The sequence below is a fragment of the Streptomyces sp. NPDC007346 genome, from assembly GCF_040703535.1.
In the GTDB taxonomy this organism is placed as follows: domain Bacteria; phylum Actinomycetota; class Actinomycetes; order Streptomycetales; family Streptomycetaceae; genus Streptomyces.
On record NZ_JBEYKR010000027.1, the window covers coordinates 1 to 26,362 of the forward strand.

A 26,362-nucleotide genomic window follows, 5' to 3' on the forward strand; every position below is an offset into this window, starting at 1 on the left:
CGCTGTGCGCGCCCCGGGGGTCCTCGTGGTTCGCGGCCCTTTCGGGCGGGGGGGGGGGGGGGGGCCCCCCCCCCCCCCCCCGGCCGGTGGTGGGTCAGGCTGGTGGTGTCAGCTGGTCAGTTCGCCGGACTTGACCGCCACCCAGTCGCCGTCCTTGTACTCGTAGACGGTGAGCTGCTTGTTGGTGGTGTCGCCGAACTCGTCGAAGGAGACCTTGCCGGTGACGCCGTCGAAGTCGACCTTGCCGATGGCCTCGGCGACCTGGGCGCGGGCGTCGCTCGGGATCTTGCCGTCGTTGGCTTCGACGACGGCCTTGACGGCCTCGATGATGGACCAGGTGGCGTCGTAGGAGTAGCCGCCGTAGGCCTCGAAGGGCTCCTTGTAGCCGGCCTTCTTGTAGTTCTCGACGAACTCCTTGGCGGACGGGAGGGTCTCGATCGGCGCGCCGACGGAGGTGGCGAGGTCGCCCACGCCCTCCGCGCCGGAGAGCTTGAGGTACTCGCCGCTGTAGATGCCGTCGCCGCCGACGAGCGGGATCTTGGCTCCGGCCTTCTTGATCTGCTTGCTCAGCGGGCCTGCGGCGGGGTATTCGCCGCCGTAGTAGACGACGTCGGCGCCGGAGCTCTTGACCTTGGTGGCGACCGAGGAGAAGTCCTTGGTCTCGGGGTCGATGTGCTCGGTGCCGGCGATCGTGCCGCCGAGCTTTTCGAACTCGGCCTTGAAGGTGCCGGCGAGGCCGGCGCCGTAGGTCTTCTTGTCGTCGATGACGAAGACCTTCTTCTTCTTGGCGTCGTTGAAGAGGTACTGCGCCGCGAAGGGACCCTGGACGGCGTCCGTGGTCGAGGTGCGGAAGTAGGAGTCGAAGGGGCGGGTCTTGGTGCCGCCGTTCCAGTCCTGGCCCTGGGTGAGGGAGGGCGAGGTGTTGGCGGGGGAGACCTGGGCGAGCTTGGCGTCGGCGAGGACCTTCTGCATGGACTCGCCGACGGAGGAGTTCAGGGGGCCGACGGTGCCGAGGACGTCCTTGTTGGCGACGAACTTGCTGGCGTTCTGCTGGCCGGAGGAGGGCTGGGCCTGGTCGTCGAGGGCCTGGATCTTGAAGGTGACGCCTTCGACGTACTTCTTGGCGTTGGCCTGCTTGACGGCGAGGTCGGCGGAGTTCTTGATGCCGAGGCCGAGGGCGGAGAGGTCGCCGGTGAGCGGGGCGTCGAGGCCGATGACGACCGTCTGGTTGCCCCCGTCGCCGCTGCTGCCGTTGTCGCCGCCGTCGCGGGTTCCGCAGGCGGTGAGGGTGAGTGCTCCGGTGGTGAGCACGGCAGTGAGTATGAGCAAAGAACGGTGTCGCACGAAAGGTCCTTTCCCTGGCGCGGCCTCCTCTGCATGAGGTGCCGTGTCGGTCGCCGGGCCGTACTGGGTGGTACAGGGGCCGTGCAGCAGACGCGCCCGGCGGCGCGGTGACTGGCGGTGACTCTAAGCGCAGCTGGGGGCGTCCGGGATGGGTCGGCGACGGATGTGACGCTCTTGTTATGCCCTTGAGCAAGGCTTGAGGTTTCGGGGTGTGGATGTGTGGCTTTGGCATGGAGTGCGGAATGACCACATGCTGAGAACGCGCAGCTCTGCTAAGGGGCTTGGGGTGATCTTGGTGCTGACGCGGGAGGGCGTGGCGTCGGGCGTGAGGGGGTGCCCCGGGGGCCTCGGGCCGGGGTGGGCGGTGGGGTTCCGCATTTCGTGCTTGTTACGGAGTGTTACGACGGCGAAGGTGCGTTCGAGTCCGTTGGGGCCAATGTGGCTGTTGAGTGGCTCATGGAAGGGCGTTCGCCGTCAAGGGTGTTGACCGAGGGTGGTGGTCAACTCGGCTGGGATTGGCGGTGATATGAGTCCGCCCGGTCGGAATGCGGGGTGCGATTCCGGCCGGGCGGTGTGGTCTTGCGGGGGTGGTACGGGGGTGGTGGGGGTGCTGTCGGGGTGCGGGTGTCAGCCGGCGTCGGGGCGGGGGGCGTCACGCAGGAGGCAGGTGAGGCGGGCGGAGCAGACCCGCTGGTCGTGTTCGTCGGTGATGACGATCTCGTACGTGGCGGTCGAGCGGCCGCGGTGTACGGGGGTGGCGACGCCGGTGACGAGGCCGCTGCGGGCGGAGCGGTGGTGGGTGCAGTTCAGGTCGACGCCGACGGCGATCTTGCCGGCGCCGCCGTGGAGCATGGAGCCGATGGAGCCGAGGGTCTCGGCGAGGACGGCGGAGGCGCCGCCGTGCAGGAGGCCGTAGGGCTGGGTGTTGCCTTCGACGGGCATGGTGCCGACGACACGGTCGGCGGCGGCCTCGACGATGGTCACGCCCATGCGTTCGCCGAGGTGGCCGGCGGAGAAGAGGGCGGGCAGGTCGATGCCGAGTGCCGCGTACTCGTCGATGACTTCCTGCGGGAAGAGGGGTGCGGTGGGCTCGCCCATGGTTCCGGCTCCGATCGTCTGCGCTGGTTCATTGCTGTGTGCACTGTTCTTATCAGACGGCTGAGCGGACGCTTAGGGGGTGGCGGTTCTCAGCCGGCGGCCCGGGTGTTCTCGAAACGCACGACGACGGACTTGCTGGCCGGGGTGTTGCTGGTGTCCGCGGTGGAGTCGAGGGGGACCAGGACGTTGGTCTCGGGGTAGTAGGCGGCGGCGCAGCCGCGGGCGGTGGGGTAGTGGACGACGCGGAAGCCTTCGGCGCGGCGCTCGACGCCGTCCTTCCACTCGCTGACGAGGTCGGTGTAGGTGCCGTCGGTGAGGCCGAGGGCGTTCGCGTCGTCGGGGTTGACCATGACGATGCGGCGGCCGCCCTTGATGCCGCGGTAGCGGTCGTCCAGGCCGTAGATGGTGGTGTTGTACTGGTCGTGGGAGCGCAGGGTCTGCAACAGGAGCCTGCCGTCGGGGAGTTCGGGGAACTCGACGGGGGCGGCGGTGAAGTTGGCGCGGCCGGTGGCGGTGGGGAAGCGGCGTTCGTCGCGGGGGGCGTGGGGGAGGGTGAAGCCGCCGGGGCGGGCGATGCGGGCGTTGAAGTCCTCGAAGCCGGGGACGACGCGGGAGACGCGGTCGCGGATGGTGGCGTAGTCCCGCTCGAACTCCTCCCATGGGGTACGGGAGTCGGTGCCGAGGACCGCGCGGGCGAGGCGGGCGACGATGGCCGGTTCGGAGAGCAGGTGGGGGCTTGCGGGGGTGAGGTTGCCGCGGGAGGCGTGGACCATGCCCATGGAGTCCTCGACGGTGACGAACTGTTTGCCGCTCGCCTGGACGTCCTTGTCGGTGCGGCCGAGTGTCGGCAGGATCAGCGCGCGGGCGCCGGTGACGGCGTGGGAGCGGTTGAGCTTGGTCGACACGTGGACGGTGAGGCGGGCGCGGCGCATGGCGGCCTCGGTGACGGCGGTGTCGGGGGTGGCGGCGACGAAGTTGCCGCCCATGGCGAAGAAGACCTTGGCCTCGCCGTCGCGCAGGGCCTGGATGGCGCGCACCACGTCCAGGCCGTGGTGGCGGGGCGAGGTGATGCCGAACTCCTTGTCGAGGGCGTCGAGGAAGGCCGGGGCGGGCCGTTCGAAGATGCCCATGGTGCGGTCGCCCTGGACGTTGGAGTGGCCGCGTACGGGGCAGACTCCGGCGCCGGGGCGGCCGATGTTTCCGCGCAGGAGGAGGAAGTTGACGATTTCGCGGATGGTGGGCACGGAGTGCTTGTGCTGGGTGAGGCCCATGGCCCAGCAGACGATGGTGCGCCGTGAGGCGAGGACCATCGCGAGGGCGGCTTCGATCTCGGTGCGGGTGAGGCCGGTGGCGGTGAGGGTCTCGTCCCAGTCGGCTTCCTCCGCCGCTTTGGCGAACTCTTCGTAGCCGTGGGTGTGCTGGTCGACGAAGGTGGTGTCGACGGCGCCTTCGGTGGCCAGGATCAGCTTGTTGAGGAGGCGGAAGAGGGCCTGGTCGCCGCCGATGCGGATCTGGAGGAAGAGGTCGTTGAGGGCGGTGCCCTTGAGCATGCCGTGCGGTGTCTGGGGGTTCTTGAACCGCTCCATGCCGGCTTCGGGGAGCGGGTTCACCGAGATGATCTTCGCTCCGGCGTTCTTGGCCTTCTCCAGGGCGGAGAGCATCCGGGGGTGGTTGGTGCCGGGGTTCTGTCCGGCGACGATGATCAGGTCGGCCTGGTGGATGTCCTCCAGCGAGACGCTGCCCTTGCCGACGCCGATGGTCTCGGTGAGCGCGGAGCCGGACGACTCGTGGCACATGTTGGAGCAGTCGGGCAGGTTGTTGGTGCCGAATTCGCGGGCGAAGAGCTGGAGGAGGAACGCGGCCTCGTTGCTGGTGCGGCCCGAGGTGTAGAAGAGGGCTTCGTCGGGGGAGGCCAGGGCGGTCAGTTCCTCGGCGATGATCGCGAAGGCGCGGTCCCAGGTGATGGCCTCGTACCGGTCGGCGCCTTCGGGGAGGTACACCGGCTGGGTGATCCTGCCCTGCTGGCCGAGCCAGTAGCCGCTGCGTCCGGCGAGGTCGGCGAGGGGGTGGGCGGCGAAGAAGCCGGGGGTGACGCGGCGCAGGGTCGCCTCCTCGGCGACGGCCTTCGCGCCGTTCTCGCAGAATTCGGCGGTGTGCCGCTTGTCGCCCTCGGGCCAGGCGCAGCCGGGGCAGTCGAAGCCGTCCTTCTGGTTGACCTTGAGGAGGGTCTGCGCGGTGCGGCGCACGCCCATCTGCTGCTGGGCGATGCGCAGTGAGTGGGCGACGGCGGGCAGTCCGGCGGCGGCGTGCGGGGCCGCTTCGACCTGCGGGGCGTCCTGGACCGGGTCACCGGTCGGCGGCTTGCTGGCCATGATGCTGCTCCCCTTCGAGCGCTTCTTCCACGGTCGTTCTTCCTCGCTGTCGATCCTGTCACGGCCGTGGGGGGCCGTGCCCGGTCCGGATTGTCAGTGGGCCGTGGCAGGATCGGGGGCGTGGCTGAGACGGCATCGAAGAAGACGGCAGACAACCGACCGCGCCTGCTCCTCATGGACGGGCACTCCCTGGCGTACCGGGCGTTCTTCGCCCTGCCCGCGGAGAATTTCACGACGGCGGTGGGGCAGCCGACGAACGCCGTGTACGGCTTCATGTCGATGCTGGCGAACACCCTGCGTGACGAGGCGCCCACGCATTTCGCGGTGGCGTTCGACGTGTCCCGCAAGACGTGGCGTGCGCAGGAGTTCCCGGAGTACAAGGCGAACCGCTCCAAGACCCCCGACGAGTTCAAGGGGCAGGTCGAGCTGATCGGCGAGCTGCTGGACGCGATGCACGCGGACCGGTTCGCGGTGGAGGGGTTCGAGGCGGACGACGTCATCGCGACGCTGGCGACGCAGGCCGAGGCGGCCGGGTTCGAGGTGCTGATCGTCACGGGCGACCGGGACTCCTTCCAGCTGATCACGGAGAACGTGACCGTGCTGTATCCGACCAAGGGGGTCTCCGAGCTGACCCGGTTCACCCCGGAGAAGGTCGTCGAGAAGTACGGGCTGACCCCGCGGCAGTATCCGGACTTCGCCGCCCTGCGCGGGGACCCGTCGGACAACCTTCCGGGCATTCCCGGTGTCGGTGAGAAGACGGCCGCGAAGTGGATCAACCAGTTCGGTTCGTTCGCCGAGCTGGTGGAGCGGGCCGAGGAGGTCAAGGGCAAGGCCGGGCAGAATTTCCGGGACCACCTGGACGCGGTGAAGATGAACCGGGTGCTGACGGAGATGGTCCGGGACGTGGAGCTGCCGAAGTCCCCGGCCGACCTGGAGCGCGCTCCGTACGACCGCACGGCGGTCACCGGTGTCCTGGACATACTGGAGATCCGCAACCCGAGCCTGCGTGAGCGTCTGCTCGCCGTCGACCCGGGGGCGGCGGAGGCCGAGCCGCCCGCGCCCGCGGCCGGTGTCGAGCTGGACGGTGCGGTGCTCGGCTCGGGTGAGGTCGCCCCGTGGCTGGAGGCGCACGGCGGGCAGCCGCTCGGTGTCATGACCGTCGACACCTGGTCCCTGGGTGCCGGCACGGTGACCGAGGTCGCGCTCGCCGCCGCCGACGGGGCCGCCGCCTGGCTGGACCCGACGCAGCTGGAGGAGGCCGACGAGCGGGCGTTCGCCGCCTGGGTGGCCGACCCCGAGCGGCCGAAGGTCCTGCACAACGCGAAGAACGTGATGCGGGTCTTCCCCGAGCACGGCTGGCAGCTCGAAGGCGTCGCGATGGACACCGCGCTCGCCGCGTATCTGGTGAAGCCGGGCCGCCGCTCCTTCGCCCTGGACGCGCTGGCCGTGGAGTACCTGGGCCGCGAGCTGGCCCCGGCCGCCGCCTCCGACGGGCAGCTCGCCTTCGGGGCGGACGACCGGGCCGAGGCGGACGCCCTGATGGCGCAGGCGAGGGCCGTGCTGGACCTGGGTGACGCGTTCACCGCCCGCCTGAAGGAGGTGGGCGCGGCCGAGCTGCTCCACGACATGGAGCTGCCGACGTCGATCCTCCTGGCCCGTCTGGAGCGGCACGGGATCGCCGCGGACCGGGCCCACCTGGAGTCCATGGAGCAGCAGTTCGCCGGGACCGTGCAGCAGGCGGTGAAGGAGGCGCACGCGGCGGTGGGCCGCGAGTTCAACCTCGGTTCGCCCAAGCAGCTCCAGGAGATCCTCTTCGGTGAGCTGGGCCTGCCGAAGACGAAGAAGACCAAGACCGGATATACGACGGACGCGGACGCGCTGGCCTGGCTGGCCGCGCAGACCGAGCACGAGCTGCCGGTCCTCATGCTGCGCCACCGCGAGCAGGCGAAGCTGCGGGTCACCGTCGAGGGGCTGATCAAGACGATCGCGGCCGACGGCCGCATCCACACCACGTTCAACCAGACGGTGGCGGCGACCGGCCGGCTCTCCTCCACCGACCCCAACCTCCAGAACATCCCGGTCCGCACCGACGAGGGGCGGGCGATCCGCCGCGGCTTCGTCGTCGGCGAGGGCTTCGAGACGCTGATGACGGCGGACTACAGCCAGATCGAGCTGCGGGTGATGGCGCACCTCTCCGAGGACGCCGGCCTCATCGAGGCGTTCACCTCCGGCGAGGATCTGCACACCACGGTCGCCTCGCAGGTCTTCGGCGTCGAGAAGAGCGCCGTCGACGCGGAGATGCGCCGCAAGATCAAGGCCATGTCCTACGGCCTGGCCTACGGCCTGTCGGCGTTCGGCCTCTCCCAGCAGCTGAACATCGACCCCGCCGAGGCGCGGGTGCTGATGGACACCTACTTCGAGCGGTTCGGCGGGGTGCGGGACTATCTCCACCGGGTCGTCGAGGAGGCGCGGGCCACCGGTTACACGGAGACGATCCTGGGCCGCCGCCGCTACCTCCCCGACCTGAACAGCGACAACCGCCAGCGCCGCGAGGCCGCCGAGCGGATGGCGCTCAACGCCCCGATCCAGGGCACGGCCGCGGACATCGTGAAGGTGGCGATGCTCCGGGTGGACCGGGCGCTGCGGGAGGCGGAGCTGGCCTCGCGGATGCTGCTCCAGGTCCACGACGAAATCGTGCTGGAGATCGCGAAGGGCGAGCGCGAGCAGGTGGAGCAGATCCTGCGGCGTGAGATGGCGGGCGCGGTCGAGCTGCGCGCCCCGCTGGACGTCTCGGTCGGCGTCGGCAAGGACTGGGAGTCGGCGGCCCACTGAGCCAGGGCAGCCAGTCACGGCAGGCTGAGCGACGGCAGGCAGTCACGACAGGGGCTGAGCCACGACAGGCAGTCACGGCAGGCTGAGCCACGGGAAGCCGGAGGGCTCGGAACCGGATCACGGTTCCGAGCCCTTCCCCTTCGTGCGGCCGTTCGCGGTTCCTCGCGGCTACGTCCGGTCGGCCGGCGCTCCCGTACGGGACTCGTCCGCCACGGGCGCCCGCCCAGGACCGTCGTCCCTCGCCCGCCGCCCGCGCGGCAGCCGCATCCACACCCCGTACAGCAGCAGCCCGGCCGCCAGCCCGGCGCCCGCGCCGAAGCAGGCGGTCGGGACGATGTCGAGCGGGTTCTCGACGCGCCCGAAGTGGGCGTACCAGCGCAGGCACCGGTGGACGACCCCCAGCACCACACAGGCGGCCAGCAGGCCGAGCGCGCCCCACCGCTCACCCCGGCCGAGCGTAGGGAGCACCTCCGGGACCGGGGCCGGGGCGGGGCGCCGCAGACCGGTGACGACGAACCAGCCGAGCACCGCCAGGGCCAGGGCCGAACTGCCGTACTGCGCGCACTGGTAGAGCGGGAAGCCCCCGATGCTCCGGTTGAGGACCGGCAGCAGCTCCGTCCCCCACCGGCTGTGATGGGTGAACGCGTCCCACACCACATGCGTGGCCGCCCCGAGTGCGGCGGACGCCCCGAACCACAGCCAGGCGGACGGCCCGAACGCCCCCCGGTGCCACCGCTGTCCCCGTACGAAGGTGTGGACGCGGCCCCGTACGCCTGCCGGCAGCAGCGCCACCAGCGGCTCCCGCAGCAGCACCCACACCGCCACCAGCACGGCGGCGATCAGCACGTTCACGGTGACCACACCGAGGAAGGTGTGGGTGAAGCCGCCGAACCTCATCGCCCCGGGGATCACCGTGTCCGCGAAGTAGGTGACGTCGGGTGCGAACGAACCGGCGACGAGGGCCGAGGGGAGCAGCCCCAGGCGGGCGGTCCCGTTCCGGCGGATCGCCGGGAGCACGGCGGCGGCGTGGCTGAGCGTGAACGGCATGGCGGCAAGTATGCGGGAGCACCGGGTGCCGCACGTCAGGGCACCCTTCGTTGCCCTCCCGGACAACGTGTGTGCTGGAACGTGAAAGAACAGTAAGAAGCGGTCAGGGTGCGGTGCCCGGGTGTCACCAGGTGCCGTAGGGTCGCTGGAGTCCTTGCGCTGGGGAGCGCGAGCAGCCTTCGAGGGGGAGGGACCGGAACGTATGGCAGCGCACATTCGCCGACGACTGCGCAAGGGGGCCACGACCACCGCGGTGGCGGCGGCCGCCGTGGCGGCGCTCGCGGCGTCCCAGGCACCTGCGGCTCCGCTGGCCGAAGGGCCCGTGGGCGGAGGCGACCAGCAGAGCGCGGGCGATGATTCGGGCGGCCCGGAGGACGGTGCCGCCACGGGCAACTCGCCCTACTACACCGACCTTCCGCCCCTCATCACGCCCGACAGGCCCGGTTCGTCCAGCAACCTCCCGACCGCCACCGGCAGCGCGGAAGCGGGCATTCCGGCGTCGATCATGGCCGCGTACAAGCAGGCCGAGCGGAGCGTCGCCGCCACCGACCCGGCCTGCCGGCTGCCCTGGCAGCTCCTGGCGGCGATCGGCAAGGTCGAGTCCGGTCACGCCCGTGGCGGCCGGGTCGACGCGAACGGCACCACCCCCACCCCGATCCTGGGCCCGGCCCTCAACGGCCAGGGCTTCGCGCTGATCAAGGACACCGACGGCGGGGCGTACGACGGCGACGCCGTCCACGACCGCGCGGTCGGCCCGATGCAGTTCATCCCGTCCACCTGGGCCACCTGGGGCCAGGACGCGAACGGCGACGGACGCAAGGACCCCAACAACATCTACGACGCGGCGCTCGCCGCCGGCCTCTACCTCTGCGCGGGCGGTCGGAACCTCGCGGTCGCCGACGACCTCGACCGGGCCGTGCTGAGCTACAACCAGTCGACGGAGTACCTGCGTACGGTCCGCTCCTGGTTCTCGTACTACCAGCGCGGCACGCACGAGGTGCCCGACGGCAGCGGAGTCCTTCCCACCGCGCCCAGCACCCCGTTGCCGACCCCGACCCCCGGCGGGACGCCGAGCACGAAGCCGTCCCCGTCCCCGTCCAAGCCCGGCGCGACGAAGCCGAGCCCGAGCCCCTCCAAGCCCGGCGGTTCCCCCACCCCGACCCCGACGCCCACGCCCACCCCCACGCCGACTCCGACTCCGACCCCGTCGCCGTCCGAGACCTTCGGCTCCCTGGAGAACGCGGGCACCGGACCCCTCACCGCCACCGCCGGCGGGACGTTCGACGAGCGGGTCTCCGTGCGCGCCCGCAACGCCCTCGGCGCACCGATGGCCGAGGTGCCCGTCACCTTCACCGTCACCGGGTCCACCGGCACCCTCTTCGAGGGCGGCAGGAAGACGGTCACGGTCGTCAGCGGGGAGGACGGCACCGCCACCGCACCGGTGCTCGAGGCAGGCGAGCAGGCCGGCGAGTTCACGGTGACCGCCACCGCGGGCACCGCCCGGCCGCGCACCCTGACCTACGCGGCGAGCGTCACCGCCCGCCAGGCCGACGCGATCGTACGGACCGACGGCAAGGCGCTCGTCGCCGCGCCCGGCGAGAGGTTCGCGGACGCCGTCACCGTCAAGGCCACGTACAAGGGCGCGGCCGCCGCCGGAGTGGCCGTCACCGCCACCCTGGTCACGGACGAGGGGAAGCCTGTCGGGAACGGCAAGGGCCCGTACTTCAAGGACGCGGCCGGCAACCCGCTGCGCACCCTGACCCTCACGACGGACGCCGACGGCCTGCTCCAGCTGCCGGCCCTCTTCGCCGACGAGAACCCGGGCACGTACAAGCTGCTCCTCACCGCCGAGGGCGGCGCCACGGTCGCCGTCGAGCTGACCGTGGAGGCGCCCGAGGAGACGGCGCCCCCCGAGGCCTGACCCACCCGCTCTCCCGGCAGCCCCCGCGCCCACCCGGCGCGGGGGCTGTCCTCGCGCTCGGGGCGCTACGGAACCCACCCCTGACGGCCCATCGGCTCGGACGGCCGCCGGTTCCGCGGCCGACGAGTCCACGGCTCGCGGGGCTGTCGCCGGAGCGCGCTACGAGCGCTTGAGCCGCGCCGAGGTGTACCGCGTCGCCGGTACGGTCGCGGGGTCCTCGGGCCACGGGTGCTTCGGGTAGCGGCCGCGCAGCTCCGCCCGTACGGCCTTGTAGCCCTCCCGCCAGAACGAGGCCAGGTCCGCCGTGACCGCCGCCGGGCGTCCGGCGGGGGAGAGCAGGTGGACCAGGACCGGTACCCCGGCCACCCGGGGCGTCTCGCGCAGCCCGAACAGCTCCTGGAGCTTCACCGCGAGTACGGGCTGCTCGCCGCCGTATTCGACCCGGATACGGGAACCGCTCGGCACCTCGATCCGCTCCGGCGCCAGCTCGTCCAGCCGCACCGCCTCGCCCGTCGCCCACGGCAGCAGCCGGCGCAGCGCCTGCCCCGCGTCGATCCGGCCCAGGTCGGCCCGGCGCCGGGCCCGCGACAGCTCCGGCTCCAGCCACGCCCCGGTCTCCGCCAGCAGCGCCTCGTCCGACACGTCGGGCCACGGCGCGCCCACCACGCGGTGCAGGAACGCCAGGCGCAGCCGCACCTGCTCACTGTCCCGGGTCCACCGCAGCAGCCCGAGCCCCTCCCGCCGCAGCCCCTCCACCAGGGCCCCGCGCACCAGCTCCGGATCGGGCTGCCTCAGCGGACGCACCGCCAGCTCCACCGCCCCCACCCGGTCCACCGACCGGGCCACCACCTCGCCGTCCACCCAGCGGACCTCCTCGCCCCGCACCCGCAGGTGCCCGGCGGCCAGGAGCGCGGTGGACTCGTCGACCACCGCCGCCAGCCGCACCCGGGCCGAGGCCGCGTGGGAGGGCCGGTCCGCCACCGCGACGGCCAGCCAGGGGGCGCTGCGCAGCCGCGACCCGTCCCGCAGCTCCGCGCCCGTCCCCGACACCATGAGGAAGGCCCCGTCGCCCCGGGCCCGCGCCACCCGCTCGGGGAAGGCCAGCGCGGCGACGAGACCGACGACGGCGTCGTCGGAGCCGCCGCCGTCCTTCCTGCCGGAGGACGCGGAGCCCAGCGACGACGACAGCCGCCGCACCTCCTGCTTCCAGCGCCCCGCGTAACCGTCCTGGCCCCGGCGGGCGGTCCGCAGCGCCGCGGCCAGATCGTCCCCGTACTCCCTCGGCGGCTCCTCGCTCAGCAGGGCCACCACCTCCGCCGCCCGCCGCGCCCCGGCCTCCCGGGCGCCGTCCAGGAGGGCGCGGGCCAGCCGGGGGTGCAGCCCGAGGCGGGACATCCGTACGCCCCGGTCGGTGACCCGGCCCCGGGCGTCCACCGCGCCGATCGCCTCCAGCACCTCGCGGGCGGCGCCCATCGCCCCGGCGGGCGGCGGGTCCAGCAGGGCGAGCGAGGCGGCGTCCGGATCGCCCCAGCACGCCGCCTGGAGCGCGAACGCCGCGAGGTCGGCGACCTTGATCTCGGGGGAGGGGAAGCGCGCGAGCCGCCCGTCCTCGGCCTGTTCCCAGCACCGGTACACCGCCCCCGGCGCCTGTCGCCCCGCCCGTCCCGCACGCTGCCGCCCGGTCGCCCGGGAGGCCCGTACGGTGGTCAGGGCGCTGAGCCCCCGGGCGTGGTCGGTGCGGGGCTCCCGGGCGAGGCCCGAGTCGACGACGATCCGCACGCCCGGCACCGTCAGCGACGACTCCGCCACCGAGGTCGCCAGGACCACCCGCCGCCCCTCGGACGACCCGGCGAGCACCGCGTCCTGCACGGCGGCCGGGGCGCGCCCGTGGACCTGGAGCACCTCGGCGTCCACCCCGGCGAGGCCCGGCCACCCGCGCGATCTCCCCGACACCGGGCAGGAAGCAGAGCACGTCCCCGGCGCGCTCTGCGAGGGCCCGGCGCACGGTGGCGGCCACATGCGTGAGCAGCGCGGGATCGACCCGCATCCCGTGCGGCGGCTTCACGGGCCGGGCGGGCGGCGCCCAGACCACCTCCACCGGATACGAGACGCCCTGCGCCTCGACCACCGGGGCGTCGCCCAGGAGCCGGGCCCACCCCTGCGCGTCCGTCGTCGCGGAGGCCGCCACCAGCCGCAGATCGGGCCGGATCGCCTCCCGTACGTCCAGGAGGAAGGCGGCCACGGTGTCGGCGTCCAGGTGGCGCTCGTGGCACTCGTCGATGATCACCACGTCGACCCCGGCCAGCTCCTGGTCGCGCTGGAGCCGCTGGAGCAGCACCCCGGTGGTCACGACCTCCACCACCGTGTCCCGCCCCACCACGCGCTCGCCGCGCACCGTGAAGCCGATCCGTCCGCCCGGCTGCTCCCCCAGCAGCCAGGCCATCCGCCGGGCCGCCGCCCGCGCGGCGATGCGGCGAGGCTCGGCGACCACGACCCGGCGCACCGGCCCCTGCCCGGTCAGCCCGGCGAGGACCAGCGGCACCAGGGTCGTCTTGCCGGTGCCGGGCGGGGCGCACAGGACGGCGACGCCCCGGTCGTCGAGCGCGCGCCGCAGGGCGGGCACGGCGGTGCGGACGGGCAGGCGGTCCAGGGCTTCGGTACGGATCACGCCCCCAGTGTCGTACGGGATCACGCCCCCGGTGTCAGACGGGAGGAGGCTCCCGGTGTCGTGCGGGATCATGCCCCCGGTGTCAGACGGGAGGACGCCCCCGGCGTCGTGCGGGATCACGCCCCGGTGTCAGACAGGATCACGCCCCGGGTGTCGTGCGGGAGTACGCCCCGGTGTCGTACGGGAGGGGGACGCCGATCCGTCAGTCCCGCTCGCAGACGAAGATCGCCGTGCCCGGGATGAGGTTGCCGCGCAGCGGGGACCAGCCGCCCCACTCCTGGTCGTTCCACGCGGGCCATTCCGGTTCGACCAGGTCGACCAGGCGGAACCCGCCCGCCACCACGTCCCTCACCCGGTCGCCGAGGGTGCGGTGGTGTTCCACATAGACGGCGTTGCCCTGCTCGTCCTGCTCGACGTAGGGGACGCGGTCGAAGTAGGAGGCGGCGACCGAGAGGCCTTCGGGCCCCGGCTCGTCGGGGAACGCCCAGCGGATCGGGTGCGTCACGGAGAAGACCCAGCGCCCGCCGGGCCGCAGCACCCGGTGGACCTCGCGGAAGACCTGCACGGGGTCGGCGACGAAGGGCACCGCCCCGTACGCGGAGCAGGCCAGGTCGAAGGAGGCGTCCCGGAAGGGGAGCCGGCCCGCGTCCGCCTCGACGAGCGGGATGCCCTCGCCGATGCGCAGGGCGTGCTGGAGCTGGCGGTGGGAGAGGTCCAGCGCCACCGGGCGGGCGCCCTGCCCGGCCAGCCAGCGCGAGCACTGCGCGGCCCCGGCGCCGATCTCCAGGACGTCGAGGCCTTCGAGGGCGGAGGCGGGGCCCAGGAGGGCGGCCTCGGCCTCGTCGAGCCCTTCCGGGCCCCAGACGAAGCGGTCGTCGCCCAGGAAGCCGCCGTGGTCCTGCTGGTACTCGTCGGCGTTCCGGTCCCACCATCCTCGGCTGGCCCGGCTGCTCTCGGCCTCGTCCGCCGCGCGGCGGGTCGCTTCGGGTTCTTCGGCCCCGGCGGTCCCGGCGGTCCCTGCGGTTTCGTGGGAGTGGGTCCCGTGGATCTCTTGGCTCATCGTGCCCGTCGTTGTAGTTTGCCTTCACTCGCCGCACGCGGTGCGGACCGGGACCACCAGGGGCGGTACCGGGATACGGACGCGTGTGCGCGACGCCTTGCCGACCTGCCGTATTGTGTTCGGGTCGATCGGCCCGAACACGCCTCGGAGAGCAGGAGTTGCTCCGGTACGGGGCCGTTGTGCCCCCGGTCCGTGCCCGCGCGCATTGACCCTGTCCGGCTGCCCCCGTATGCTACAAGTTGCGCTGCGAGCCTGCGCGCCTCAGACCTAGCAGGCCGCGCTCGCGTCTGTTGCATGTCCCCTCGGTTGTCGAGGCGTCTCTCCGGAAACGGATTGCGCGCTTTCCAGGCTGTCCGGCTTCTGCAGAGGCGATACGGGCTTTCGGCGTAGCAGTACCTACGACTCTCTGTCCGTACCGGAGCCCTTTCCCACATGACGAGCAGCACCGAGACCACCGCCACCACTCCGCAGGTTGCGGTCAACGACATCGGCGACGCGGACGCGTTCCTCGCGGCGATCGACGAGACGATCAAGTACTTCAACGACGGCGACATCGTTGACGGTGTCATCGTCAAGGTTGACCGGGACGAGGTTCTCCTCGACATCGGTTACAAGACCGAAGGTGTCATCCCGAGCCGCGAGCTCTCGATCAAGCACGACGTCGACCCGAACGAGGTCGTCAAGGTCGGCGACGAGATCGAGGCCCTGGTTCTCCAGAAGGAGGACAAGGAAGGCCGCCTGATCCTCTCGAAGAAGCGCGCTCAGTACGAGCGTGCCTGGGGCACCATCGAGAAGATCAAGGAAGAAGACGGCATCGTCACCGGTACCGTCATCGAGGTCGTCAAGGGTGGTCTCATCCTCGACATCGGCCTCCGTGGCTTCCTCCCGGCGTCGCTCGTCGAGATGCGTCGTGTCCGCGACCTCCAGCCCTACGTGGGCAAGGAGCTCGAGGCGAAGATCATCGAGCTGGACAAGAACCGCAACAACGTGGTCCTGTCCCGCCGTGCCTGGCTCGAGCAGACCCAGTCCGAGGTTCGCCAGACGTTCCTCACCACCCTGCAGAAGGGTCAGGTCCGCTCCGGCGTCGTCTCCTCGATCGTCAACTTCGGTGCCTTCGTGGACCTGGGTGGCGTCGACGGTCTCGTGCACGTCTCCGAGCTCTCCTGGAAGCACATCGACCACCCCTCCGAGGTTGTCGAGGTCGGCCAGGAAGTCACCGTCGAGGTCCTCGACGTCGACATGGACCGCGAGCGCGTCTCCCTGTCGCTCAAGGCGACGCAGGAAGACCCGTGGCAGCAGTTCGCCCGGACGCACCAGATCGGTCAGGTCGTCCCGGGTAAGGTCACCAAGCTCGTTCCGTTCGGTGCGTTCGTCCGCGTCGACGAGGGCATCGAGGGTCTGGTCCACATCTCCGAGCTGGCCGAGCGCCACGTGGAGATCCCGGAGCAGGTCGTCCAGGTCAACGACGAGATCTTCGTCAAGGTCATCGACATCGACCTCGAGCGCCGCCGCATCAGCCTCTCGCTGAAGCAGGCCAACGAGTCCTTCGGTGGCGACCCGGCCTCGGTCGAGTTCGACCCGACCCTGTACGGCATGGCCGCGTCCTACGACGACCAGGGCAACTACATCTACCCCGAGGGCTTCGACCCCGAGACCAACGACTGGCTCGAGGGCTTCGAGGCGCAGCGCGAGGTCTGGGAGACGCAGTACGCCGAGGCGCAGCAGCGCTTCGAGCAGCACCAGGCCCAGGTCATCAAGAGCCGCGAGGCCGACGAGGCCGCCGCTGCCGAGGGTGCTGCCGCCCCGGCCGGCGCCGCTCCGGCCGCCTCCGGCGGCTCCGGTGGCGGTTCGTACTCCTCGGAGTCGGCGGACAACTCCGGCGCCCTGGCGTCGGACGAGGCCCTGGCCGCGCTGCGCGAGAAGCTGGCGGGCGGCCAGAGCTGACGCTCCGACCCCCGGCGGCTCATCGGCTGCGGTGAAGCTGTAGAGCACGGAGAGTGAGGCCCGTTCCCTTCGGGGGGCGGGCCTCACTCGCGTATGCAGGTGCCTGTCAGGGCGTGACGGTGATGTTGGTCAGGCCCTTGCCGCCGGTGACGGTGTTGCTCGCGTAGACCGTGGTGCGGCAGCTGGCGCTGTTGTTGGTGACGTTGATGGCGAGCTGCTTGTCGCCGGTGGCGCCGGAGAGGTCCGAGGTGTTGTCGCGGAAGACGGTGCCGCACCCCCAGCCGCTCTGCTGGCTGTGGGTCTCGTAGCCGTTGTTGGTGGTGCGGGTCCCCCTGTTGCCCTCGACCAGGACGTCGTTGCCCTTCACATCGACCCAGGAGTCGTCGTAGTTCGCGCCGGTGAGCCCGCTGCCGTCGAAGGTGTTGCCGATGATCCGTGCGCCGGTGGTGCCTTCCTTGATGTCGACGTTCTCGCCGCGGACGTCCGGCCCGATCGTGTTGTTCAGGATCTGCGCGTTGTCGCTCCGGTCGGAGAGGTCGTTGGCCGTGCCGACGTACACGCCCTCGCCCATGCCGCGCCCGTTGCGCCCGGTGTCGTAGATGCGGGAGTTCTTCAGTACGCCGTCGCGCGAGGACTTACGGAAGTGGACGCCCTCCATGTCGAGGTCGTGGACGGTCACCGAGTCGATGACGACCCCGTTCGCCGTGTCGGCCATGATGCCCTTCTGGCCGCCCTTGATGGTGACCCCGTGGACCGTCCAGTACGAGGCGCCGTTCAGGTGCAGCCCGTAGCCGCCGCCCGCGGTGAGTACCGCCCTGCTGGAGCCGGTCAGGATGATCCGGGCGCCGGAGGTGCCGGGCCGGGTGGCCTTGAAGTTCCCGGTGTACGTGCCGTCGGCGAGCCGGATCGTGTCACCGGGGGAGGCGGCGGCGAGCGCCGACTTGAGCTGGGCCGCGGTGGACACGTCGATCACGGCCGCGGCGGCGTTCGCGGGCCCGGCGCCGGCCAGGGCGAGGCTGCCGGTGGCGAGGGCGGCGGCGAGCAGGACGGTGAGAGGGGTGCGGGGGCGCATGGGGGGATGCCTTCCCGTCGGAGGGGTCCAGGACGTTCCCGTACATTCCTGTACATGAATACGGAACGTGTCTCTGAATGTGTTGCCCAGTGACGGTAGGGACGGCGGCGGGGGGCGTCAAGGTACGGACCAATAGCTGACACGCCGTGAAGCTCCCCTGCCGGAAAGTGCCCTCGCGGGGAATGCCCATGGAGCCGGCCGCGTTCTTCCCAGGGAACACGAGGAGGAGCGGTAACCGTGCCTGATCCGCAGAGTTTGTACGAATGGGAGCCGAAGGGACTGGCCGTCGTCGACATGGCGCTGGCCCAGGAGTCGGCCGGTCTGGTCATGCTCTACCACTTCGACGGATACATCGACGCGGGTGAGACCGGCGAGCAGATCGTCGACGGCCTGCTGGAGACGCTGCCCCACCAGGTCGTGGCCCGCTTCGACCACGACCGGCTCGTCGACTACCGCGCCCGGCGCCCGCTGCTGACCTTCCGCCGCGACCGCTGGACGTCCTTCGAGGCCCCGACCCTGGAGGTCCGGGTCGTCCAGGACGCCACCGGAGCGCCCTTCCTGCTGCTCTCGGGCCCGGAGCCGGACGTGGAGTGGGAGCGGTTCGCCGCCGCCGTCGAGCAGATCGTCGAGCGCCTCGGCGTACGCCTCACGGTCAACTTCCACGGCATCCCCATGGGTGTCCCGCACACCCGCCCCGTCGGCATCACCCCGCACGGCAACCGCACCGACCTGATGCCCGGCCACCGCAGCCCCTTCGACGAGGCCCAGGTTCCCGGCTCGGCCGAGGCGCTCATCGAGTACCGGCTGATGGAGGCCGGCCACGACGTCCTCGGGGTCGCCACCCACGTCCCGCACTACGTCGCCCGGTCCGCCTACCCGGACGCGGCCCTGACCGCGCTGGAGGCGATCACCGCCGCGACCGGCCTGGTCCTGCCCGCCCTCGCGCACTCCCTGCGCACCGAGGCGCACCGCACCCAGACCGAGATCGACCGGCAGATCGGCCAGGGCGACGAGGAGCTCGTCTCCCTCGTCGAGGGCCTCGAGCACCAGTACGACGCCGTCGCCGGCTCCGAGACCCGCGGCAACCTCGTCGCCGAACCGGTCGACCTGCCGTCCGCCGACGAGATCGGCCGCGAGTTCGAGCGCTTCCTCGCCGAGCGGGAGGGCGACGGCTGAACGGCCGAGGGGGAGCTCGACAGCCGGATCTCCGAGTGGCAGGGCGATGGCCGCGTCTCCGAGTGGCAAGGGGATGGCCGTGTCCCCGAGTGGGAGGGGGATGGCCAGCCGCACCGGCCCGGCCCGTAGGCTGCCGCCCATGCTGAAAGTGGGCCTGACCGGCGGGATCGGCGCCGGCAAGAGCGAAGTGTCGCGGCGGTTCGTCGAGTACGGCGCCGTGCTGATCGACTCCGACCTGATCGCGCGCCAGGTCGTCGAGCCCGGCACCCCCGGTCTCGCGGCCGTGGTCGAGGAGTTCGGGCCGGACATCCTCGCCGCCGACGGCACCTTGGACCGTCCGGCGCTCGGCGCGATCGTCTTCGCCGACCCGGACCGCCGCGCCGCCCTGAACGCGATCATCCACCCCCTGGTCGGCGCCCGCGCCGCCGAGCTGGAACGGGAGGCCGCGGCGGACGCCGTCGTCGTCCACGACGTACCGCTGCTGGCGGAGAACGCCCTCGCGCCCTTCTACGACCTGGTCGTCGTCGTGGACGCCTCCCCCGAGACCCAGCTCGACCGGCTGGTGAACCTGCGCGGAATGACGGAGTCCGACGCCCGCGCCAGGATGGCCGCCCAGGCGACCCGCGAGGAACGCCTCGCCGTCGCCGACCTGACCGTCGACAACGACGGGCCGCTGGAGGCCCTGGAGTCGCAGGTCCGCGGGGTCTGGGAGGAACTCCTGCGCAGGGCCGCCGCCACCGGCTGACCCCGCTCGCCCCCGTCCGCCCCACCGGAATACCCGGCCCGGGGCGGACGTTGGATACCCGGAGACGGCGGAAAGGACGCGACCGTGCCCGAGAGCAACCCCGAAACCCATGTCATCGACTTCCGCGCGGCCGAGCAACTGCTCGACGCCCGCGACCCCCGGGGCGCGGTCAAGTTGCTCGACTCGGTGATCGCCGCGCATCCGGAGAACACCGCCGCCCGGCTGCTGCGGGCCCGCGCGTTCTTCGCCGGCGCCCAACTGCGCCCAGCTGAGCTGGAGTTCGAGCTGGTGCTGGAGCGCGAGCCGGACAACGCGTTCGCCCACTTCGCGCTGGCCCGCACCCTCGAGCGGGCGGGCCGCCCGGAAGCGGCGACACGCCACTTCCGGCTCGCCGCCGCGCTCGACCCGAAGCCGGAGTACCTGAAGGCGGCCCGGTTCGACACGGAGGACTGACCCCGCGCGCTCCGCCCGCCCCGCCGCCACGGGGGCCCGGCGTCACGGGGGTTTCGTACGGTCCTCCGGGTCCGTTCCGCGCCGCCGGGAGCGCCCGCTCCGGCCGGGTTCGTACGGCGGGACGTCCCGGCCCGGCTGGAAGCGGGCCCCCTGGCGCATGCGGTACGTGACCACGCCGAGGTCCAGGAGCGTGAGGGCCAGGAGCACCGCGCAGGCCACCGCCCAGCCCACCCGCCCGGTCAGGAAGAAGGCCACCAGGCCGAAGAGCGCCCAGAACGTCCCCCACAGGCTCAGCCAGAGTCGCAGCCGCAGTGGACTGCGGGCGGTCGCGGGTTCACTGCCGGTACGCATGACGATCACCTCACCCTCCAGCATGTACCCGGGAGCCCCGTGGCGGGAACCGGAGGCGCGGGCCGGATCGTTGGCCGGTCATGGGTGGATCACTGGTACGCGAGGGATATGCGGGGACGGGCCCGGGAGCCATCACCCCGGACGGATGCGCCGTCGAGCTCTACCGGCGGCTGTCCGTCGGCGAGGAACCGGACGTGATCGCGTCGGTGGCCCCCGCCGGCGCGAGCATTCTGGAGCTGGGCTGCGGGGCGGGCCGGGTGACGCACCCGCTCGTGGGGCGGGGCTTCGCCGTGACGGCGGTCGACGAGTCGGCGGAGATGCTGGAGCAGATCGTCGGGGCGCGCACGGTGCGCAGCCCCATCGAGACGCTGGACCTCGGCGCCGAGCGCTTCGACGTCGTGCTGCTCGGCTCGTTCCTGGTCCACGCGGGCGAGCACCGGGTGCGGGACGGAATGCTGCGCGTCTGCCGCGGTCACGTGAAGGACGACGGGATCGTCCTCATCCAGCGCGAGGGTACGGCACACCGGTCCGAGCTGCCGTGGGAGCGGACCGACCCGTCCGGCGGCATCGTCCGTATCGTCTCGGCGGAGCCGGTGGGGGACGGGGTGCGCTCGGTGCACGCGGAGTACGACTTCGGTGACGCCCGGTGGACGCAGACGTTCCTGTCACGGGAGCTCTCCGACGACCAGCTCGCCGGGTACGTGGAGGCGGCGGGGCTGACGGTGGAGCGCACCCTCACCGACGACGGCACCTGGCTGCTGGCCCGCCCGGTCCCCTGACGGGCAGCTTCCGCTTACCGTCGCGGGGGTCTCCGCGTGCGGCCGTGGCGGCCCTCGCCTGCGGTCGCGGCGGCTTCCGCGTACGGCTGTCGGAGTCCCCGCGTACGGTTTTGGCGGTCTCCGCGTACGGCCGCCACGAACCCTGCGTACGGCCGCAGCAGTCCCCGCGTACGGTCCCGGCGGTCTCCGCGTACAGCCTCGGCGGTCTCTGCGTGCGGCCGTGGAGGTCTCCGTGTACGGCCGCCCCAGACCCCGCGTACGGGTCCCGGCGGTCTCCGCCCGCGGTCGTGGCAGTCTCCGTGTGCGGCTCGCTCAGTGCACCACGGTGTAGCTGCGCCAGGGCGGGCCGCTCTCGGCCGCCACGTCGGAGAACGTGGTGGCCAGGTACGTCGTCCCGCCGCCGGTGCAGTCGGGCGTGGGGTAGAGGACGATGTCGACCAGCGTGCCGTTCTCGACCGCGCGGGCCCCGGAGGGGTCCAGCCGGTGGCAGCCGAGCACCGAAGGGCTGTTCACCTCCACCACCGCCTCACGGTCGGTGTGGTACGTCACCGGACCCACCGCGGTGCGGCCGAGGCCGGAGCAGCCCGAGACGGTGAGGGCGAGGAGCGAGGCTGCGGCGACGGTGCCGAGACGGCGTCGGCGGCGGGGATCGGGCGCGGTCACGGACATGGGCGGGTCCTCGTCTGCTCGTCCGGTGCTCGTCCGGCTCTCATCGGTACGCCTCCGGCTCCGGCTCTCGTCGCCGGGCCGGGGAGACGTGCTGGCGCTGGCCACCCTGCCCGCTCCCCACCGCCCCGGCATCCGGTGCGCGGCCGACCGGGCGAGGAGCGGTACGCCGGAGGGGGTGACCGTGCACCTGGGGCGCGGTGGGGTCCGCCCATCACGGGGCGTAGCCGGTTCCGGGCCGGTCGCGAGCGTGCCGTATGCCTCTCTGAGCTGCGATGACGCGGCCGGGGGGAGCGTTGTCAGACCCCGCGCCTAGACTCGCGGAGTCAGCATGGAAGGTGTCGGCCGACTCAGCGGATCAGGCAGGGAGGGGGTGGCCGGAATGGCGGCACAGGACGCACAGGACCCGCGTGGCGGTGAGCCGCGGAGCGCGGACATCGGCCGCCTGCTGCGCTGCGCGGCGGTCTTCCTGCCGGGCCCGGTCCCGCGCGACGGGCGGATCGCCTTCTGGGACCCGCACGCGGACGCGCGGGACCGGGCCGCGGGGGAGGGGGCTGGGCGAGACGGGTCCTCCTTCGCCTACGCGGACGATGCGGCCTACGCAGATGACCGGGCCCCGGCCGACGCCGTGCCGTACAGCGCGGCCGAGCTGACGGTCGTCCGGCGGGACGGGGCGCCGGGCCGGGAAGGGCCCGGGGAGGGGCCCGGTGTCCGGAGCGACGGGGTGCCCGCCGCGCTGCTCTCCGTGGCCGACGCGCTCCCCGTGCTCGTCCGCGCCCGCCACCAGGCGTCCGCCCACCCCGCCACCCGCTGCTGGGGCGCCGCCGCGCTGCACGCGCTCCACCTGGTCGCGCGCGGCAGGCTCCTGCCCGGCCTCACGGCGGGCGGCCACGACGCCTGGCGGGCGGGCCCGCGGGACGCCGAGGACGTCGCGCACCTGCGGGCCACCGCCGCGGCGATGCCGTCCGAGGGGTACGCGGTGCCGCTCCCGGGGCCGGCCCCGGCCCGGCTGCCCGACCCGGAGGCGCTGATCGGGTCCTTCCTGGACGCGGTCGCCGACACGCTCCCGCGCACCCCGGCCGCCGCCTTCGCGATGGGCGCGCCCTTCGCCGCCCGTGAGCCCCAGCACCTGCCCCACGCCGCCGCCTGGGCCGTCGAGGTGGCCTCCGGCCTGGACGCGGGTGTACGGGTCTCGCTGCGGCTGGACCTCTCCGCGTACGAGCTGTTCGACACCGCCGACACCTACGCCGTCACGGCCTCCGGCGAGGAGACCGGCCCCAGCGCCCCGGACGACCCGGCGGCCCGCCACGCCGCCGCGGCCGTCGTGCAGGTGCACAGCCTCGCCGACCCGACGTACGTGGTCGACGCGGCCGCCCTCTGGAACGGCCTGGCGGGCGAGCCGTTCGGGCCGCGTGCCCGGGTCGACGCGGTGCTGGCGCTGCGCCGGGCCGCCCGTGTCTGGGCCCCGCTGGAACGGCTGCTGGACCAGCCCGTCCCCGACGTGCTCGCGATCACCGAGGACGAGCTGTACGAGCTGCTGAGCGACGCGGGCGCCCGGCTGGCAGCCGCCGGGGTCCACGTCCACTGGCCGCGCGAGCTGGCCCGCTCACTCACCGCGGCGGCCGTCGTGCGGCCCGCGCCCGGATCGGCCACCGACGGCACCTCGTTCTTCGACGCCGAGCAGCTCTTCTCCTTCGACTGGCAGCTGTCCCTGGGGGACGAGCGGCTGACCGAGGCCGAGATGGACACCCTCGCCGAGGCCCACCGCCCGGTGGTGCGGCTGCGCGACCAGTGGGTGGTCGTCGACCCCGCGCTCGTGCGCAAGGCGCGCAAGCGGGAGCTGGGACTGCTGGGCCCGGTGGACGCGCTGGCCGTCGCCCTCACCGGGAGCGCCGAGGTGGACGGGGAGCAGGTCGAGGCCGTCCCCGCCGGAGCCCTCGCCGCGCTCCGTACGCGCATCCTCGCCGACGACACGGTGATCGCACCGCCGCCCGGCCTCGACGCGACCCTGCGCGACTACCAGCTGCGCGGCCTGGCCTGGCTGGACCGGATGACCTCGCTCGGGCTCGGCGGCTGCCTCGCCGACGACATGGGCCTGGGCAAGACGATCACGCTCATCGCGCTCCACCTGCACCGCGCGCAGCGGGCCCCCACGCTCGTCGTCTGCCCCGCCTCCCTCCTCGGCAACTGGCACCGGGAGATCAACCGCTTCGCCCCCGGCGTCCCGGTCCGCCGCTTCCACGGCACCGACCGGACCCTGGGCGAGCTGGACGGCGGCTTCGTCCTCACGACGTACGGCACCATGCGCGCCGGCGCTCCCCAGCTCGCCGCGCACACCTGGGGTCTGGTCGTCGCCGACGAGGCCCAGCACGTCAAGAACCCGCACTCCTCCACCGCGAAGGCCCTGCGCACCATCCCCGCCCCGGCCAGGGTCGCCCTGACCGGCACCCCCGTGGAGAACAACCTCTCCGAGCTCTGGGCCCTGCTCGACTGGACGACCCCCGGACTGCTCGGCCCGCTCAAGGCGTTCCGGGCCCGGCACGCCCGGATCGTGGAGAACACGGGGACGGCCGCGGGCCTCGGCAACGAGGAGGCCGTCGAGCGGCTGGCCCGGCTGGTCCGGCCCTTCCTGCTGCGCCGCAAGAAGTCCGACCCCGGCATCGCCCCCGAGCTGCCGCCCAAGACGGAGACCGACCACCCCGTCTCCCTCACCCGGGAGCAGGCCACGCTCTACGAGGCGGCGGTGCGCGAGACGATGGCGCAGATCGAGGCGGCCGAGGGCATCGCCCGCCGCGGTCTGGTCATGAAGCTGCTGTCCTCGCTCAAGCAGATCTGCAACCACCCGGCGCAGTATCTGAAGGAGGAGCCCACCCGGCTCACCGGCCGCTCCGGCAAGCTCGCCCTGCTGGACGAGCTGCTCGACACGATCCTCTCCGAGGGCAGCTCGGTCCTGATCTTCACCCAGTACGTGACGATGGCCAAGCTCCTCTCCGCCCACCTCGCCTCCCGGGCCATCCCCTCGCAGCTCCTCCACGGCGGTACGCCGGTGCCCGAGCGGGAGCGGATGGTGGACCGCTTCCAGTCCGCCGAGGTCCCCGTCTTCCTGCTCTCCCTCAAGGCCGCCGGGACCGGGCTGAACCTGACCCGGGCCGCCCATGTCGTCCACTACGACCGGTGGTGGAACCCGGCCGTGGAGGAGCAGGCCACCGACCGGGCGTACCGCATCGGCCAGACCCAGCCCGTGCAGGTCCACCGCCTCATCGCCGAGGGCACGGTGGAGGACCGGATCGGTGAGCTGCTGGAGTCCAAGCGGGCCCTCGCCGACGCGGTCCTCTCCACCGGTGAGAGCGCCCTCACCGAGCTGAGCGACCGCGATCTGGCCGACCTCGTCTCGCTGCGGAGGCCCGCATGAGCCCGCGACCCACCACCGGCCCGGCCGCCCGGAGATCGGCCCCCCGCGCCCGCCCCGGCCCCGACGACCTGCGGCGCACCTTCGAGGCGGTGCCCGCCCGCACCTCCCGGGAGGGCGAGCCCTTCGCGGACAGCTGGTGGGGCCGCGCCTGGGTGGCCGCACTGGAGTCGCTGTCGATGGACGAGGCCCGGCTCGCCCGCGGCCGCGCGTACGCGGACGAGGGCAAGGTCGCCGCCATCACCGTCACCCCGGGACGCGTCGTCGCCTATGTGCACGGCAGCCGTGCCCGCCCCTACCGCGCCGAGCTGCGCCTGCGTACGTACACCGACACCGGCTGGGACACCCTGCTCGACGCGGTCGCCGCCCACCCCGGCCACCTCTCCGCGCTGCTGGCGAAGGAGATGCCGCACTCCCTGGCCGACACCGCGCGCGAGGCCGACGTCCGGCTGCTGCCCGGCGGCAACGACCTGGACCCCAGCTGTACGTGCCCCGACCACGGACGGCCCTGCAAGCATGTGGCCGCCCTCTGCTTCCAGACCGCGCGGCTGCTGGACAGCGACCCGTTCGTCCTGCTGCTGATGCGGGGCCGGGGCGAGCGGGAGCTGCTGGACGAGCTGGGCCGCCGCAACGCCGAACACTCCGCCCGCGAGCGCCCCGCCGCTCCCGCCGTCCCGTCGGTCCCGGCGGCGGAAGCCCTCGCGGACCGCTATCTTCCGCCGCTCCCGGCCCCCCTGCCCGTACCGCCGTATCCGGGGCAGCCACCGTCCTACCCGGACCTGCCGGGCGCGCGCGATCCGCTGGGTCTGGACCACCTCGCCACCGACGCCGCCGCCCGCGCCCACGCCCTCCTGACGACGGGCCGCGATCCGCTCGCCGGGCTCACCCCCTGGCAGGACGCCGTCCGGATCGCCGCCTCACGCCCGACCGCCGGGCTCACCGCCACCACCCGCGCGCTCTACCGGGAGCTCGCCCACGCCACCGGCCGCAACACCACCGACCTGGCCCGCGCGGTGGCCGCCTGGCGGCAGGGCGGTGCCGAGGGGCTCGCGGTCCTGGAGACACCCTGGGACCCGCCGGCCGGCCCCTTCGACCGGGCCCGGCCCCTGCTGGCCGCCGCCGAGTTCCCCCGCCTGACGCCCTGGCGCAACCACCTCACCCACCCGGGCGGCACGTTCCAGCTCCGCTTCGGCCACGACGCCCGCTGGTACGGCTACGAGTCCGACCCCGGCGCCGACGACTGGTGGCCCCGCGCCACCCCGGACCCCGACCCGGTCGCGGCTCTCGAAGCGCTGCTGGCCGGCGACACCGTCACGGCGGCCCCCGACTCCGACCCTTCGTACGTCCGGTGACATCCGGAGACGCCGGTGACACGTACGTACGGTAAAACCCTTGGCCACAGCGCAGTTGGCGCTGTTAGCGTCC

17 protein-coding genes and 1 pseudogene are annotated in these 26,362 nt (G+C 72.8%); 9 read left to right on the forward strand and 9 right to left on the reverse strand.

The genetic code is table 11. The annotated features are described in order from the left end of the window. Positions 1-108: 108 nt before the first annotated feature. The 3 genes from AB0917_RS10630 to AB0917_RS10640 all read right to left on the reverse strand — a co-directional run bounded on the left by AB0917_RS10630 (position 109) and on the right by AB0917_RS10640 (position 4,814). Positions 109-1,344 carry a branched-chain amino acid ABC transporter substrate-binding protein gene (locus AB0917_RS10630; protein ID WP_366819137.1) on the reverse strand — a complete coding sequence of 412 codons (1,236 nt, stop codon included), beginning with the start codon at positions 1,342-1,344 and terminating at the stop codon, positions 109-111. 627 nt (positions 1,345-1,971) lie between these two features. Next, positions 1,972-2,442, reverse strand: a complete 471-nt coding sequence (locus AB0917_RS10635; RefSeq protein ID WP_366819138.1) for a hotdog fold thioesterase — start codon at positions 2,440-2,442, stop codon at positions 1,972-1,974. 89 nt (positions 2,443-2,531) lie between these two features. Next, positions 2,532-4,814, reverse strand: coding sequence for an FdhF/YdeP family oxidoreductase (locus tag AB0917_RS10640; RefSeq protein WP_366819139.1), 2,283 nt, complete (start codon positions 4,812-4,814; stop codon positions 2,532-2,534). Between the two features lie 120 nt (positions 4,815-4,934). Between AB0917_RS10640 and polA the strand changes: the two genes are divergently transcribed. Further along, positions 4,935-7,646 carry a DNA polymerase I gene (polA, locus tag AB0917_RS10645; RefSeq protein WP_366819140.1) on the forward strand — a complete coding sequence of 904 codons (2,712 nt, stop codon included), beginning with the start codon at positions 4,935-4,937 and terminating at the stop codon, positions 7,644-7,646. Positions 7,647-7,814: 168 nt separating this feature from the next. Here the strand turns inward: polA and AB0917_RS10650 are convergent, their stop codons facing one another. Then, a complete protein-coding gene (locus AB0917_RS10650) occupies positions 7,815-8,693 on the reverse strand; it encodes a DUF4184 family protein (protein ID WP_366819141.1) in 879 nt (292 codons plus the stop codon). 202 nt (positions 8,694-8,895) lie between these two features. On the opposite strand from AB0917_RS10650, the gene AB0917_RS10655 reads away from it, so the two are divergent. Next, positions 8,896-10,614 (forward strand): lytic murein transglycosylase, encoded by a 1,719-nt coding sequence (locus tag AB0917_RS10655; protein ID WP_366819142.1) that lies wholly within the window; start codon positions 8,896-8,898, stop codon positions 10,612-10,614. Between the two features lie 159 nt (positions 10,615-10,773). On the opposite strand, the pseudogene hrpB reads toward AB0917_RS10655, so the two are convergent. Together hrpB and AB0917_RS10665 are read right to left on the reverse strand one after the other, a co-directional pair. Then, positions 10,774-13,282: pseudogene (hrpB, locus tag AB0917_RS10660) on the reverse strand (ATP-dependent helicase HrpB). 202 nt (positions 13,283-13,484) lie between these two features. Then, positions 13,485-14,342, reverse strand: coding sequence for a class I SAM-dependent methyltransferase (locus tag AB0917_RS10665; protein WP_366819143.1), 858 nt, complete (start codon positions 14,340-14,342; stop codon positions 13,485-13,487). 432 nt (positions 14,343-14,774) lie between these two features. Here AB0917_RS10665 and rpsA point away from each other — a divergent pair, with 432 nt between their 5' ends. Next, entirely contained in the window at positions 14,775-16,286 is a 1,512-nt protein-coding gene (rpsA, locus tag AB0917_RS10670) for a 30S ribosomal protein S1 (RefSeq protein ID WP_018512105.1), read from the forward strand. A gap of 106 nt (positions 16,287-16,392) precedes the next feature. Here rpsA and AB0917_RS10675 read toward each other — a convergent pair whose 3' ends face one another. Further along, a complete protein-coding gene (locus tag AB0917_RS10675) occupies positions 16,393-17,358 on the reverse strand; it encodes a right-handed parallel beta-helix repeat-containing protein (RefSeq protein ID WP_366819144.1) in 966 nt (321 codons plus the stop codon). A 237-nt stretch (positions 17,359-17,595) separates the two neighbouring features. Here AB0917_RS10675 and AB0917_RS10680 point away from each other — a divergent pair, with 237 nt between their 5' ends. The 3 genes from AB0917_RS10680 (at position 17,596) to AB0917_RS10690 (ending at position 19,732) form a co-directional block, all read left to right on the forward strand. Further along, complete coding sequence (locus AB0917_RS10680; RefSeq protein WP_326706410.1) at positions 17,596-18,534, forward strand: PAC2 family protein; 939 nt, start codon at positions 17,596-17,598, stop codon at positions 18,532-18,534. A 139-nt stretch (positions 18,535-18,673) separates the two neighbouring features. Next, a complete protein-coding gene (coaE, locus tag AB0917_RS10685; protein ID WP_366819145.1) occupies positions 18,674-19,279 on the forward strand; it encodes a dephospho-CoA kinase in 606 nt (201 codons plus the stop codon). An 84-nt stretch (positions 19,280-19,363) separates the two neighbouring features. Then, a complete protein-coding gene (locus AB0917_RS10690) occupies positions 19,364-19,732 on the forward strand; it encodes a tetratricopeptide repeat protein (protein ID WP_366819146.1) in 369 nt (122 codons plus the stop codon). A gap of 42 nt (positions 19,733-19,774) precedes the next feature. Here AB0917_RS10690 and AB0917_RS10695 read toward each other — a convergent pair whose 3' ends face one another. Continuing rightward, positions 19,775-20,107: a DUF6343 family protein gene (locus AB0917_RS10695; protein ID WP_366819147.1), complete on the reverse strand. Its 333-nt coding sequence runs from the start codon at positions 20,105-20,107 to the stop codon at positions 19,775-19,777. Positions 20,108-20,163: 56 nt separating this feature from the next. Here AB0917_RS10695 and AB0917_RS10700 point away from each other — a divergent pair, with 56 nt between their 5' ends. Then, a complete protein-coding gene (locus AB0917_RS10700; protein WP_366819148.1) occupies positions 20,164-20,862 on the forward strand; it encodes a class I SAM-dependent methyltransferase in 699 nt (232 codons plus the stop codon). 312 nt (positions 20,863-21,174) lie between these two features. On the opposite strand, the gene AB0917_RS10705 is transcribed toward AB0917_RS10700, so the two are convergent. Next, the gene (locus AB0917_RS10705) at positions 21,175-21,531 is read right to left on the reverse strand and encodes a hypothetical protein (protein WP_366819149.1); all 357 of its coding nucleotides are present in this window, start codon (positions 21,529-21,531) and stop codon (positions 21,175-21,177) included. Positions 21,532-21,910: 379 nt separating this feature from the next. On the opposite strand from AB0917_RS10705, the gene AB0917_RS10710 reads away from it, so the two are divergent. Both AB0917_RS10710 and AB0917_RS10715 read left to right on the forward strand, forming a co-directional pair. Beyond that, positions 21,911-24,940, forward strand: coding sequence for a DEAD/DEAH box helicase (locus AB0917_RS10710; protein WP_366819150.1), 3,030 nt, complete (start codon positions 21,911-21,913; stop codon positions 24,938-24,940). Next, on the forward strand, positions 24,937-26,289 hold the full coding sequence (locus AB0917_RS10715; protein ID WP_366819151.1) for an SWIM zinc finger family protein: 1,353 nt from the start codon (positions 24,937-24,939) through the stop codon (positions 26,287-26,289). The genes AB0917_RS10710 and AB0917_RS10715 overlap by 4 nt, the downstream gene beginning before the upstream one ends. The last annotated feature ends 73 nt before the right edge of the window (positions 26,290-26,362 follow it).

Coding starts and splice junctions, on each gene's coding strand:
- AB0917_RS10635 (WP_366819138.1), bottom strand. CDS start 2,442: ATGGGCGAGCCCACCGCACCCCTCTTCCCGCAGGAAGTCATCGACGAG.
- AB0917_RS10640 (WP_366819139.1), bottom strand. CDS start 4,814: ATGGCCAGCAAGCCGCCGACCGGTGACCCGGTCCAGGACGCCCCGCAG.
- AB0917_RS10650 (WP_366819141.1), bottom strand. CDS start 8,693: ATGCCGTTCACGCTCAGCCACGCCGCCGCCGTGCTCCCGGCGATCCGC.
- AB0917_RS10655 (WP_366819142.1), top strand. CDS start 8,896: ATGGCAGCGCACATTCGCCGACGACTGCGCAAGGGGGCCACGACCACC.
- AB0917_RS10665 (WP_366819143.1), bottom strand. CDS start 14,342: ATGAGCCAAGAGATCCACGGGACCCACTCCCACGAAACCGCAGGGACC.
- rpsA (WP_018512105.1), top strand. CDS start 14,775: ATGACGAGCAGCACCGAGACCACCGCCACCACTCCGCAGGTTGCGGTC.
- AB0917_RS10675 (WP_366819144.1), bottom strand. CDS start 17,358: ATGCGCCCCCGCACCCCTCTCACCGTCCTGCTCGCCGCCGCCCTCGCC.
- coaE (WP_366819145.1), top strand. CDS start 18,674: ATGCTGAAAGTGGGCCTGACCGGCGGGATCGGCGCCGGCAAGAGCGAA.
- AB0917_RS10695 (WP_366819147.1), bottom strand. CDS start 20,107: ATGCTGGAGGGTGAGGTGATCGTCATGCGTACCGGCAGTGAACCCGCG.
- AB0917_RS10700 (WP_366819148.1), top strand. CDS start 20,164: ATGGGTGGATCACTGGTACGCGAGGGATATGCGGGGACGGGCCCGGGA.
- AB0917_RS10705 (WP_366819149.1), bottom strand. CDS start 21,531: ATGTCCGTGACCGCGCCCGATCCCCGCCGCCGACGCCGTCTCGGCACC.
- AB0917_RS10710 (WP_366819150.1), top strand. CDS start 21,911: ATGGCGGCACAGGACGCACAGGACCCGCGTGGCGGTGAGCCGCGGAGC.
- AB0917_RS10715 (WP_366819151.1), top strand. CDS start 24,937: ATGAGCCCGCGACCCACCACCGGCCCGGCCGCCCGGAGATCGGCCCCC.